Annotated in this window: 13 protein-coding genes; 4 read left to right on the forward strand and 9 right to left on the reverse strand. The window is 60.9% G+C overall.

The window, feature by feature from the left end; genetic code table 11:
• Positions 1–14: 14 nt before the first annotated feature.
• Positions 15–1,349, forward strand: a complete 1,335-nt coding sequence (locus NSJP_RS03550; protein WP_080885557.1) for a UDP-glucose dehydrogenase family protein — start codon at positions 15–17, stop codon at positions 1,347–1,349.
• Here NSJP_RS03550 and NSJP_RS03555 read toward each other — a convergent pair.
• From NSJP_RS03555 to NSJP_RS03585, 8 genes are all read right to left on the reverse strand, one after another.
• Positions 1,346–2,053, reverse strand: a complete 708-nt coding sequence (locus NSJP_RS03555) for a HEAT repeat domain-containing protein (protein ID WP_172834130.1) — start codon at positions 2,051–2,053, stop codon at positions 1,346–1,348. The genes NSJP_RS03550 and NSJP_RS03555 overlap by 4 nt on opposite strands.
• 80 nt (positions 2,054–2,133) lie before the next feature.
• A complete protein-coding gene (locus NSJP_RS03560; protein ID WP_080885559.1) occupies positions 2,134–2,898 on the reverse strand; it encodes a HEAT repeat domain-containing protein in 765 nt (254 codons plus the stop codon).
• Positions 2,891–4,000, reverse strand: a complete 1,110-nt coding sequence (locus NSJP_RS03565; RefSeq protein WP_080885560.1) for a HEAT repeat domain-containing protein — start codon at positions 3,998–4,000, stop codon at positions 2,891–2,893. Before NSJP_RS03565 ends, NSJP_RS03560 begins: the two co-directional genes overlap by 8 nt.
• 47 nt (positions 4,001–4,047) lie before the next feature.
• The gene (locus NSJP_RS03570) at positions 4,048–5,130 is read right to left on the reverse strand and encodes a HEAT repeat domain-containing protein (RefSeq protein WP_080885561.1); all 1,083 of its coding nucleotides are present in this window, start codon (positions 5,128–5,130) and stop codon (positions 4,048–4,050) included.
• 72 nt (positions 5,131–5,202) lie between these two features.
• Complete coding sequence (locus NSJP_RS19125) at positions 5,203–5,343, reverse strand: hypothetical protein (protein WP_155969850.1); 141 nt, start codon at positions 5,341–5,343, stop codon at positions 5,203–5,205.
• Between the two features lie 106 nt (positions 5,344–5,449).
• Positions 5,450–6,817 carry a HEAT repeat domain-containing protein gene (locus NSJP_RS03575; protein ID WP_080885562.1) on the reverse strand — a complete coding sequence of 456 codons (1,368 nt, stop codon included), beginning with the start codon at positions 6,815–6,817 and terminating at the stop codon, positions 5,450–5,452.
• A 117-nt stretch (positions 6,818–6,934) separates the two neighbouring features.
• On the reverse strand, positions 6,935–7,384 hold the full coding sequence (locus NSJP_RS03580) for a hypothetical protein (RefSeq protein WP_155969852.1): 450 nt from the start codon (positions 7,382–7,384) through the stop codon (positions 6,935–6,937).
• Positions 7,385–7,389: 5 nt separating this feature from the next.
• Positions 7,390–8,403, reverse strand: coding sequence for an alkaline phosphatase family protein (locus NSJP_RS03585; RefSeq protein ID WP_172834132.1), 1,014 nt, complete (start codon positions 8,401–8,403; stop codon positions 7,390–7,392).
• 225 nt (positions 8,404–8,628) lie between these two features.
• Here NSJP_RS03585 and NSJP_RS03590 point away from each other — a divergent pair, with 225 nt between their 5' ends.
• From NSJP_RS03590 to NSJP_RS03600, 3 genes are all read left to right on the forward strand, one after another.
• Positions 8,629–9,183, forward strand: a complete 555-nt coding sequence (locus NSJP_RS03590) for an LPP20 family lipoprotein (protein ID WP_172834133.1) — start codon at positions 8,629–8,631, stop codon at positions 9,181–9,183.
• Positions 9,184–9,239: 56 nt separating this feature from the next.
• Complete coding sequence (locus NSJP_RS03595; protein ID WP_080885565.1) at positions 9,240–10,511, forward strand: hypothetical protein; 1,272 nt, start codon at positions 9,240–9,242, stop codon at positions 10,509–10,511.
• 357 nt (positions 10,512–10,868) lie between these two features.
• Positions 10,869–11,282, forward strand: a complete 414-nt coding sequence (locus NSJP_RS03600; RefSeq protein WP_080885566.1) for a hypothetical protein — start codon at positions 10,869–10,871, stop codon at positions 11,280–11,282.
• Positions 11,283–11,364: 82 nt separating this feature from the next.
• Here the strand turns inward: NSJP_RS03600 and NSJP_RS03605 are convergent, their stop codons facing one another.
• Positions 11,365–11,622: a DUF4177 domain-containing protein gene (locus NSJP_RS03605; protein WP_155969854.1), complete on the reverse strand. Its 258-nt coding sequence runs from the start codon at positions 11,620–11,622 to the stop codon at positions 11,365–11,367.
• Positions 11,623–11,627: the final 5 nt, after the last annotated feature.

Genomic DNA, 11,627 nt, shown 5'->3' on the forward strand with positions numbered 1-11,627 from the left:
AAGGAGGAGAGAAGATGCAGATTAGCGTGATCGGAACAGGATACGTCGGATTGGTGAGCGGAGCGTGCTTCGCCGAATTCGGCGTCAATGTCCTGTGCATGGACACGGACGCGAAACGCATCGCTCGGCTTGAGAAGGGCGACGTACCGTTCTATGAGCCTGGCATCACCGAACTCGTCGCCAAGGGAATCAGCCAGAGCCGATTGAGTTTTACCACCGATCTGACGCGCGCCGTCGACCACGGGCAGGTCATCTTTATCGCCGTGGGCACTCCTCCGAAAAAGGACGGGTCGGCTGATCTGTCGTATGTCGAAGAGGTCGGCCGAGGCATCGCGCGAACGATGACGTCATATAAAGTCATCGTGACGAAATCGACCGTCCCCGTCGGTACCGGAGAGTTGCTCAAGAAGGTCATCAGCGCCAACCAGCCCAAGAAGGTCTTGTTCGACGTCGCCTCCAACCCTGAATTCCTCCGCGAAGGTTCAGCGATCGAAGATTTCATGCGCCCCAATCGGGTCGTCATCGGCTCCGAAAGCGAGCAAGCCGCGAGCATCATGAAGGATCTCTATCGGCCCCTCTATCTGCTCGAGACCCCGTTCGTCGTTACCGATGTACCGACTGCGGAAATGATCAAATATGCTTCGAACGCCTTTCTGGCGACAAAAATTTCGTTCATCAATGAAATCGCCACGCTGTGCGAGCGGGTCGGAGCCGACGTTCAGATGGTGTCGAAAGGAATGGGGTTGGATCACCGCATCGGTTCAAAGTTCCTGCACGCCGGCCCGGGATTCGGAGGATCTTGTTTTCCCAAAGACCTGGCCGCGCTGGTGCAGATGGGAGACCGAGCCGGCTATCCGATGCAAATCGCCCAAGCCGCCGCGACAGTCAATTCACAGCAGCGCGACCGCATGATCGACAAAATCTCCGCGGTATTGGGCACAATCAAGGGTTCGACCATCGCCATGCTCGGGCTTTCCTTCAAGCCGAATACCAACGACCTGCGTGAGGCTCCGGCGCTGGCGATCGCACAGGCCCTGATGCAGTCCGGAGCCGGTCTTCGCGGCTATGACCCGGCCGCCCTTGAAGAAGCGGCGCAAATCCTTCCGGGCATGATTGCCTGCAAGGATCCTTACGATGCGGCGACCGGAGCAGATGCGTTGGTCTTGATGACCGAATGGAATGAGTTCAGAAATCTCGACTTCGCGAAGCTCAAGACCATCATGCGGAAACCGGTGCTCGTCGACCTCCGCAATGTCTATGAATCGAGCCGGGTCACGAGCCTCGGGTTTCACCACGTCTCGGTCGGACGGGCGCCCCAGGACCCTGTCGTCCGGGCAAAGAACGGCTAGGTGAGGCGGGGCACCTCAGCCTTCTCTTCGTCTTTCGCCTTCGGCTTGTAGCCCATTCGATCCAATACTTTCAGAATGCGCGTTTTCAACCGATCGTCGGCTTCTGCCAATGCGGTGGCCAGCGGCTCAACCGCCGGTTTGCCGATTTTGCGGATGATCTCCGTCACGGACTGGCGCAGTTCATCTTCCTCGGAGACCAGCAGCGGCACGAGCGAAGATACCGCTGCCCCCCCGATCTTGATCAGCGAATCATAAGCGCGCTGCCGGACATCCCCGACCTCGTCGGTCAACGCTTCCACCAGAGGCTTGACCGCCCGGCCTTCCTTCAACTCTCCCAAGATCTCCGCCGCATACTTTCTGTTAAGCCAATGGGTATCCTTCAAATCGAGCAGCATGGCGTCGGCGCGGGCCGCCGTGGGATCCTTCGGACGGATACGAAAGCTCTTCGCAACGCGTCGGCCGCCTTCTTCGATGACGCGGATCGTCGCGCCGTCGCCGACCTTGAGCTGTTTGAGTTCCTCGAGCGCTTCTTCGTCGACGTCCAGGAGCACGGTCTTGCCGTCATAGGCCAAGAGCTCCACTTCGACCTGCTTGGCCTCGGGATTGACCGCCACGACCCGTTCCGTGACGAGATTGAACCCGTCCTTCTTGGCCCCGCCTTTGGGACCGATCTGAATCAATTTCGCCGGAGCTTCATCCGCCATGATGTACATCCTTCTTTACTCGGGAGTGGAGGTTCACAAATTGTCCCGCACATCTGCGCCGTACAAGAGGCCCGGCACGGCTAGGGTGCCGATTTCCACCCCAAGCTCGCCAGCACCCCTTCGACGGTTTCTTGCACCATCGTGTTTTCGTCTTCGAGCAGAGGGAGCAACGGATCGATCGCCTGTTTCGCCCCCAGCCGCGCCAGTGATTCCGCCGCGTTCCTCCGCACGAGCCAATCTTCATCCTTCAGTGATTCGATCAAGGGGCCGACTCCGCGATGATCACCGATTTTCCCCAGTGCTTCGGCCGCATGACGCCGCACCATCCAATTGTTGCCGAGCAATCCCTCGATGAGCGCGTCCACCGCACGCGAATCGCCGATCTTCTTCAGGACACGCGCGACGTCTTCCCGCAACGTACTGTCGGTGAGCGCATCCACGAGGCCCGGAACGGCGCGCGAATCGCCAATACGCTCAAGCGCCCAGACCGCGGCCGTTCGGACCGCACCGTCTTTGTCCTTTAGCGCCTTTACCAGCGGCTCGACGCCGCGAGGATCTTTCAGCTTGCCCAACCCCGAAGCCGCCTGCTCTCGAATTGCCCATTCGTCGTCCTCTACCGCATCGATCAATCGATCGACGGCGGCAGGCCCGATTCGGACCACGGCAGTCGTGGCGGCCTCCCGAATCAATACGTCTTCGTCGGCCATGAGGCCGATCAACGGACCGATCGCTTCTTCTCCCACCTGGCTCAAACTTGCGATCGCATGGTCCCTCAGCGCTTCGTTGTCATCGCGCAACGCGCTGATCAACTGGTCGATCCGATCCGGCATTTCCCCGTCACTCATGACTCTGTCCTTCCTGGTCTCCTATCTGATCTCCGGCAGGTTCTGCGGTCAATGCCTCGAGCTTGTCGGCAATCAACCCGGCATTGTAGGCTACCAATCCGTCACGATCCGTCCGCAGGCGGTCGAAGAGCTCCTTGTGAGGCCGCAAGACTTCGACGTCTTTGATTTTTGCCAGCGCTTCCATCGCATAGACGCGGAGAGGTCGGATCGGAATGGCCTCCAAATACAGGGCCGTAGGACGGGCGTCACCGATAAGTCCGAGCGCCTTGATGGCCAGCTCCTTCACCCCGGTATCCTTGTCGTGTTGAAGCCGCCGCATGAGTGGCTCAACCGCCCGCACGTCCGCGATCTTCCCGAGTAAGTCCGCCGCGGCTTCACGTACGAGCCAATCCTCGTCTTCCAGGTATTCGATCAAGATTTCCACCGCTGGACGGCCGATCCCGAGCAGATCCACCACCGTCGCCATTCGAGCCTCCTCGCGCTCGCTGGCGCCTTCGACGTCGCGCAATGCGTCGAAGGTGCCGTCGATCCGCTCTCGGATGGCGCCAAGTTTTCTCAGCGTGCCGACCGCGATGTCCCGTACGGCGGGCTGGCCCATTGCGTCGATGAACGCATCGACGGATCGAGGATCCAACAATTGATCCAACATCAGCGCGGCAGTCACCTGCGCGTCGGGATCCGGATGCTTCATCATCTGACACAGAGGCACGACGGCGGTAGGAATTGCTCCGACCAGATGCGTGACGAGCCGCTTGGTTTCACCTTCCTCGGTCTTCGGGAGCAATGCAACCAACGCAGCCGCGGTTTCCGTATCGAGCACACCGGCCATTTGTTCCAATGCGGTGGCACCGGACTTTCGCACGGCCGCTTCTCCGTCTTCCAGCAATCCGACCAAGGCCACACCGGCATGCGGGTCTTTGATTCGAGCCAACATGGCCGCCGCTTCCTGTTTCAGCACGGGCGGTCCCGAATGCATGGCGTCGATCAAGGCCTGTACCGCCTTGGGGCCTCCGGCCAAGCAGGCCGCTGTGGCTCTCATGCGTCGCCAATCTTCCTCGTGGACCAGCTCGGCGACGAGCGTTTCAATACTTTCCTTCGACATAGCACAACATGGCGAATGACGGCCAGCGTGGAGCCGTGCGGGGCGCGCTACACTCGACCCGGGCGCCAGCCGACCTTGGTCAGCGTTTCATTCACGTGAAACCGGAGATTCTCGTCCGTCTCCTGCGACAACATCGTCAGCAACGGAGCGATGACCTTGCTTCCGAAGTACGCCAATGAACCGGCGGCATCGGCCCTCGTAATCGTATGGCGCAAGGCCCTGATCAAAGAAGGAATCGCCGCCTCATCTCCGAGAGCTCCGAGGGCCCGCGCCGCAGCCGCCATCGTCACCATTTCCTCGCTCCAATTGTCTCCGCAGCCGGCGATGACGCGTGAGTCCGGCGGCTGATCCGATCCTTCCAGAACCTTGATCAGTACCGGCACCGCGCGCTGATCACCGATCTGACCCAGGGCTTCCACGGCCAGCAGGCGCAAACCCGGCTCCTTCATGGCCAGCATCAGGAATTCGACGGCCCGGCCGTCTCCGATCTGGCCGAGGGCCCGCACGATATCCTCCCGAACAGCGGCATCACGATCGTTGAACAGCGCCGATAATAACGGCTCGACCGCGGCCGACGACTTCATTTTCCCCAGCGCTTCCACCGCATGGAGGCGGACGAGCCAATCGGCATCGGCCAGTGCCGTTAGCAGTGAGGGAATGGCCGCGTCCCCGATGGCGACCAGCGCTGCCGTCGTTTCCTCGCGAACCGCCTTCACCTTGTCCTGCAACAATGGAATCAAGGGTTCGACGGCTTCAGAATTCTTGATGCGGCCCAAGGCTTTGGCCGCGTGCATCCGGACGATCCAATCTTTGTTACCGAGCGCGGCCAGGAGCTGGGCCAGCACCCGTTCATCGGCGATGCAGGCCAGCACCGCGGAGGCAGCTTCCTGGACCGCTAGATGGGAATCTGAGAGACACAGCCCGAGAGCCGGAACCGAGGGAGCTCCGATGGCCGTCAACGATCCGATCGCCGCCTCGCGCACCGCGCGGTCCGAATCCTGCAGCATCAAAACCAGCGGCGCCACGGCGCGCGGGTCTCGTAATGTCCCCAGCATGGCGGCGGCCTCCTCGCGGATAGCCCAATCTTCGTCTTTGAGCGCTGCAATTTGCTCCGCGACGGCATCGGCCATGGTCGTTCCTATTGCGAATTCGTGAGCGTAACACAGCCATTTTCGCAGGGTCAACGGAACGTGGCTGAACAATTACGCCGTCGCGGGAAGCATAGTCGCCAGGACAAAGGCAGCGACGATCATCAACGTGACCGACGGGAAAGAACCGACTGACGCCTTGATCACCGTGAGGCGATAGACGTGCATGGCTTCGCGGAGAACCGGGAGGGCCATGCCGCCGGATGACGACGGAAATCCAAAGCGGAAGAACCCCGCGTGACTTGGGCGAACCCGACATGCCTTTGTCGGCCAGATCGCGAAGCGCCGCTGAGAGGAAACTTCAGCTGCTGCCTTTGGCAAAATCTCCGGACGGCCCGAATCGACCGCCGGCGCCGAGGGGAAGATCGACCCGAGCATTGTCCACGTTGCTGGAATCAACCGTTGAATCCTCCTGGGGCAGGATCCATCCGAGCTTCTCAAGCGTCTCCATTACCAGTTGCCGCAGCGCATCCTTGGCGCTCAGGCGGACAGAGGCGTACGAAAGGACCCGTTCGCCCTCCGAAGCGACTTCGGAAGCCTTTGGATCGTATAAGAACGCGATCAAGGGTTCGATGGCCGTGTCGCCGATCGCCGCCAACGCCGCGCTGGCTTTCTCGCGCAGCACACCGTCTTTCAGCAGCATGATCAAATCAGGAATGACCCGGGGGTCGCGGAACTGACCCAACGCCGTGGCCGCCGCTTCCTTGATGAAGGCATCCTCGCTGACGATGCACCCGGGAGTCGGCGTGCCGTCTTGCCGGATGCCCTTTCCTTTCAAGGCATCGAGCACGGGCGGGAGCGCCCTCGGATCCCCGATCATGCCGAGTGAAGCGATCGCATGCCGTTTGACCGCTCCGTCCTTCATCGCCTCGATCAACGCGTCGATGGCGCGAGCATCGCCGATCATACCGAGCGCGATCGTCGCATCCTCACGCACGGCGCGGTCGGGATCCTTGAGCGCGGCGACGAGGGCGTCGACGACCTTGGGCTCCCGGACCCAGGTCCTTCCGATTTGATAGTCGGTCGTCATGCCGCCCAACGCGCGGGCCGCATGACATCGGACGACAAAATCCTTATCGGCGAAACAGGAGATGAGTGGATCGACGGACGGCGGCCCGATATACACGAGCGCTGTTCCCGCCGTCTCCCGGACGATCTTGGAGGTATCGCGGAACAGTTTGATCAGGACCGGAACGGCTTTGGGATCGCCGATTTTTCCCAAAGCCTCCGCTGCCGCGCTCTTCACGGCTCCGTCGCGGTCACGGCAGGCAACCACCAAGGCATCGACAACTCTTGGGTCCCGGATCTCGCCGCAGGTCTTGGCTGCATGCTCGCGCACCCGCCACCGCTGGTCCTTTAACCCCGCAAGCATCCGGTCCAGTACGGCCGCGCCGATGCGGGCGGCAGATTCCACCGCTTGGTTGCGCACTTCCATGATGGGATCGTCGAAGAGCTCTACGAGCGCCTCGACGGCCTTTTGACCGCCGATCTTCGCGATCCCCGAGGCGGCGTGGGCGCGCACGGACCAGTATTCGTCGCTGCACGCGCTGATCAGCGCCTCAAGGCCTTTGGGATCGGCCAACTCCGCCAACGCCTTCGCCGCTTCCTCGCGCGTGGCATCGTCGACGTCCTCGAGTGCATCCAAGAGCCGTTCTAATGTCTGGGCCATGACGATTTCCTCTGTTCGACAGGAACGGGGCACGGTCCGTTTCGCATGAAACTTCCCGGCCGTCGCACGATCATGATGGACGACGCCGTCTCATGCCAGATAATTTCCGCACCCACCTCAGTACTTGTAATCGGGCTCGCCGCCGTAGGGATAGGTCCGCTTGCAGCGCACGAGCAACGTCTGCGTGCCACGGCCGCCCACACACTGATCCAAAGACGACGCAAACTCGACCTTCCCTTCCAGATTGACGGAGAAAGGAAAGTCGAAGGTGAAGCTGACGAACTTGTACTTTCCGGGACGGAGCGCCAAGGTCTGTTTGTCGGTCGTCTTGTATGCATCCATCGACTCCGGATCCGAATTATAGATGGACGGTGTGACGCCGGGAACCTGCCACCAGGATGGAGGATCCAACACGGTTGCATCGATCGTGATCGGATGCTCGGTGGTATAGGCCGCCGGCGGTCCGGCTTCGGCAGAGGCGTAGCATAACAGCACGCTCCCCAGCAGTAGACACAACAGCAGCAGATTGAACCCGCACTTTGCGCCGATACTCTTGGGACACATCATCGTCATCACTGGGGTATGGTCGAATTCGGCTCGGCCGGGACAAAGGCGGACTGAAAAATTTCCTCGACTGAACGGCTTTCCCACTCCGTGTGAGTCTCGAGTCCCAGGCTGCGCATTACCGTCGCTCCGGTGTCGATGATCGACACCGGTTGATGGATGGCATGCCCCTGCTTGATGCCCACTCCGGACGCGATCCAGGGAACGACCGGGGTCACGCCGTCCGCTTCCTTCTGATTCGCATCCCTGCCCTCTTCACTCAAAGAGGTCACGAATATGGTCGTACGCTTCAAGAGCCCCTCTTCCTTGTACAGATCGAGGACGGAAGTCATGGCCTTGTCGACCACCCGCAGCGCTTCCCGATATTCCTTCGATTCCCAGCCGCGTGCGGCGCCGACCCGGCCGGCTTCGGGAAGGTGCACAACGAGGAAATGCGGCAGCGAGAGGATGGCATGGCCGTATCCGTGGCCGCTGGTCGCCTTCTTAAAATATTGTCTGATGTAGGACACCACTCGATCCGGATTACATTCCGGCTTGAGAGGTCCGCACATCTGATAGTCGGTATAGGGCTCCGGCCTGGCAAGCTGGTAAAGCGCCTCGTCCATAAAGAAGATCGCGCTGTCGCGGCCGCCGCTCAAATCGAGATAGTCGAAGACGCTGGGAGCGCGCGGATAGCCCCGGCTGAACTCAAACACATTCCACGTAATGCCGTGCTTTTCGACCGGCATGCCGGTGATCAACGACGCCATGGTCGGCAAACGCAACGCCGGCTTTACCGAGGTGGCGGACCACGTCACCGAGCCTTCCTTGACCAGTCGGCTGAGGGTCGGCATCGTGCCGCCGGCGAGGGACCGGTGACTGAATCCTTCCAGCACGAACAGGATCACGTGCTCGGTGAGAGGAGCGGACGGCGGGGTCACGGGCACCGGTGACGTCCTTGAGGACTTGGACGTCGCGGAGGCAGTTTCGAGAACGAACAGTGCCAGAGCGACGCCGATCAAGACGATTCGCGAGTACCACATAGTGCGAGTTTCGCCTCCAAAATTCAAAAAGAAATGGTACCTTAGCACGCGAATTTTCAGGAAGGCAAGCCGCCGATTCTGACGCCGTGATGCCGGCGGCTCGGCTTTCTTCACGGCCTCCTCGGTGTTATGCTCAAGTTCATTCGGGTGAAGCGGAGGTTTGCCTCTTCGCTTCCTCGAAGCATCGTCCCGCGTGATCGAGGTAACGCCGTGATGGCTCGCCCCATGCGTTGGTCTCCCCGTCCGGGCTCCGCGCACCTGGTCGGGATCGTAAGCCTCGCGTTCTTCAGCATCATATGGTCGGAAAAACCCCCTGAAGCCGCCGCGCCCGATCAAGATGATGTCCGATCCCATGCCGAGCAATCTTTTAGCCGTCTCCCGCCGGCGACCGGGGCGGCACCGTCACACCGCGATCAGGGAGCGGCCTACCCGCCGGACCAATACCTGATCGGCACCGGTCAAGGCGATATGGCCAAGGGAACCAGCGTATGCCGACGCGTTTCGGAACTGTCGGCACGGACCGAGATCGCCAAGCAGATCCGTATCCTGGTCAAGGAACACATGGTGGACCGCGTGCGGGAACGGAACGGCCGCGAAACCGATCAAGACATCGAGCTCACTCGCGAGGAAATCGTACAGGAATATCTTCAAGGCGTGATGATCGTCGACCGACAGGTCGACGAAGCCGCCCACACGTGCTCGGCAACCGCCGTCATGTCGAAGAAGTATCTGCAGGTTTCTCCGACCCAGCCCGACTCCTCACCGGCCCTCGTGCGCTGACGCTTCGACCTCCGACACGTTGCACTCGAGTCGCTTCTTCGGGTAGATAGCTGCTCATGCCCGTCGAAAACAATTTCCAGCACGACGAACTCTCCCGTAAGAGCCCCGGGGACAGGTTGGGGACCGCCGAGTTGACGACCGGCCCGATGCCCGACTCTCCGGCCTGGGCGGAGGCGATGGCCGAACACGGTACACGGCTGGCCCGGGCGGGAGTGAGGACCGTTCTCTTCCTGCACGGCTCGATGCACGGGACTGACCTTTTCGGCATGCAGCGACTCGACCAGGTCGGCGGCCTCAAGCGCGGGTATTCTCGCGGCGTTTCCGGGCTCGATGCGCTGCTTGCCGCCATGCGCCAGGACAGCAACGGCATCCCGCCCCTCCCGGGGGGCCTCACTCCTCCATTCTACGACGACGTGCCGACCCGTCAGGCACTCGACCATCAGCTCAAAGACGCCGGTAATTTCACAGAGGCCGACGTCACTCTTTACGCGAAGGCCGTCAACCGGTCGATTGCCGACCCTATCTCGTGCCGGCGCCTTGTATGGGCCTCGGAACACCATCATTTGGGCCGCGCCGTCGCCACGATCCGGTTGCTCGATTCCTTGCGAGCGTTCGCGCTGCAAGAGCACTGGACCTCCGGACAGCGCGTATTGATCCAGGCGCATGGGCAGGCCGGATTGGTCCTCGCACTCGCGTCGAACTTCCTCTGTCCGAGCCCCGTCACAGGACGAGCCGCACTGCTTGGCATTCTCTCCTCCTATGCCGCCCAGGCACAGCTGGAGGATCTTGCTTCGACGCTTGCCCGACTCGCACCTCACATTGAGTCGGGCTCCTTGCTGAATGGCGCGGCCCTGGACGTCGTCACCTTCGGAACCCCTGTCCGGTACGGATGGGATCCGTCGGGCCTTGGCGCGCTTCTGCACATCGTGAATCATCGCAACCTTCGGACCGACGGGAAGAGCTGGCTTTCAAAAATGGAACTGCCCCAGATCACCATGGAAATGCCGATTGCGTGGGGTGGTGATTATGTGCAGGAGCTCGCCGTCGCAGGCAGCGATGCCTTGCCGTCCTCCGAATTGGCGACCGCCGCCAACAAGGCGATTTGGGAAATGGTCGAACCGTACGACGGCTTCGAGCGGTGGCTTGAATGCGCGCGCCGGGCGGTGCGCTTTCCTACAGAAGGGCGATGCTTGTCGGTGGACTACAAAGATTCCACAGGCTCGACCAATCCGCGGGATCACTACTACGGACACGCCGTCTATACGCGCCGCGAGGCGATGCTCTTCAACACTGCTCAAATTGTCAAGTTGCTCTACGGTCCCGGCTAGCTCAGTCAGCCGGGCGACGCTCAGGCCGCTTCTGCGCCGTTCTCGAAATCATCTCCGGGCCTCCTGACTGTGATCTCTCCGAACATTTTCGGGCCAGATGTGTCATTTTTCGAAACCTCCTGAGACCGGTCCCCAATAAGCCAGCCCGAAGGTCTCCCGCAACCCATTGAATTTATTTTTAACCCTACGGGGCGCTACTGATTGTCCCCGGCCCGAAGTTTGCTCCTCTCCCGTCCGACTTTTTGCAGATGCGAAAGGAGGGGACATGGCCGGATAGTGAGAATCAGCTGATGGAACTCGCCGGACGTTCTTTCACGTGTTCTGAATCACTTATTTTTTTCCAATGGAGGACAGGGAATGCGCAGTGTGAAGACTGTTTCACGGTTCATCGGATCAGCGATCACGTTGACGCTCTTGGTGACATTGACCATTCCGGCGGCGCACGCAGCGCCGGCGCGGGTGGCGAAAGACGGCGGCGAACGCAGTAAAGCGGTGGCCATGGCGGCCCGCTATCTGCAGGGACCCGGTTTCGCCGACCCGATGCTGGCCGCGGAAACCGCGCCGGATGCATCTTTGAGCGTCGAAGTGGATCACAAGGGTTGGGCCAGGATGGATCGGGAACAGAGGATGGATTTTCTCGATCGGATGAATGGCGGCGTGCTCCGAGCCAACGGCGGCGTCTCGGTCGACATTCACGTGTCGATGAACGGAAGCAAAGTCGCCACCTCGACGTTCTCCTCGGGTCAACAAGTCATGCGGTTGGTCGACTGACACTGCGTCCACGTGCAGCCTGCGCGGAGCGGGGCCCGATGCCCCCTCCGCGCACGGGCCATGCCTCTTTCTCTGCCGGTCGCTACTTCTTGAAGATCAGCTTCGGAGACGTAAGATTCCCGGCGCTCACCGCGACCAATTCCCAACCTCCTGCGCCGTACTCGTTCAACGCTTGCTGCATGGAATCCGTGTCGTGCAGCACTTCGACGATGCGATATTGAAACCGCTTGGTCTCCTGGGCTTTTGCCAGGAAGGGCTGCGCGACGATCAGCGTCATGGCGGACACGATCACGCTGGCTACGAGGGACATGACGACTAGTGAGATAGGTCCTCGATTCATGACTT

It is taken from the genome of Nitrospira japonica (assembly GCF_900169565.1).
Lineage (GTDB): Bacteria > Nitrospirota > Nitrospiria > Nitrospirales > Nitrospiraceae > Nitrospira_C > Nitrospira_C japonica_A.

Excerpts from the sequence above, each read along its gene's own strand:
- NSJP_RS03550 (WP_080885557.1), top strand. The coding sequence starts at position 15 with ATGCAGATTAGCGTGATCGGAACAGGATACGTCGGATTGGTGAGCGGA.
- NSJP_RS03555 (WP_172834130.1), bottom strand. The coding sequence starts at position 2,053 with ATGGCGGATGAAGCTCCGGCGAAATTGATTCAGATCGGTCCCAAAGGC.
- NSJP_RS03560 (WP_080885559.1), bottom strand. The coding sequence starts at position 2,898 with ATGAGTGACGGGGAAATGCCGGATCGGATCGACCAGTTGATCAGCGCG.
- NSJP_RS03565 (WP_080885560.1), bottom strand. The coding sequence starts at position 4,000 with ATGTCGAAGGAAAGTATTGAAACGCTCGTCGCCGAGCTGGTCCACGAG.
- NSJP_RS03570 (WP_080885561.1), bottom strand. The coding sequence starts at position 5,130 with ATGGCCGATGCCGTCGCGGAGCAAATTGCAGCGCTCAAAGACGAAGAT.
- NSJP_RS19125 (WP_155969850.1), bottom strand. The coding sequence starts at position 5,343 with ATGGCCCTCCCGGTTCTCCGCGAAGCCATGCACGTCTATCGCCTCACG.
- NSJP_RS03575 (WP_080885562.1), bottom strand. The coding sequence starts at position 6,817 with ATGGCCCAGACATTAGAACGGCTCTTGGATGCACTCGAGGACGTCGAC.
- NSJP_RS03580 (WP_155969852.1), bottom strand. The coding sequence starts at position 7,384 with ATGATGTGTCCCAAGAGTATCGGCGCAAAGTGCGGGTTCAATCTGCTG.
- NSJP_RS03585 (WP_172834132.1), bottom strand. The coding sequence starts at position 8,403 with ATGTGGTACTCGCGAATCGTCTTGATCGGCGTCGCTCTGGCACTGTTC.
- NSJP_RS03590 (WP_172834133.1), top strand. The coding sequence starts at position 8,629 with ATGCGTTGGTCTCCCCGTCCGGGCTCCGCGCACCTGGTCGGGATCGTA.
- NSJP_RS03595 (WP_080885565.1), top strand. The coding sequence starts at position 9,240 with ATGCCCGTCGAAAACAATTTCCAGCACGACGAACTCTCCCGTAAGAGC.
- NSJP_RS03600 (WP_080885566.1), top strand. The coding sequence starts at position 10,869 with ATGCGCAGTGTGAAGACTGTTTCACGGTTCATCGGATCAGCGATCACG.
- NSJP_RS03605 (WP_155969854.1), bottom strand. The coding sequence starts at position 11,622 with ATGAATCGAGGACCTATCTCACTAGTCGTCATGTCCCTCGTAGCCAGC.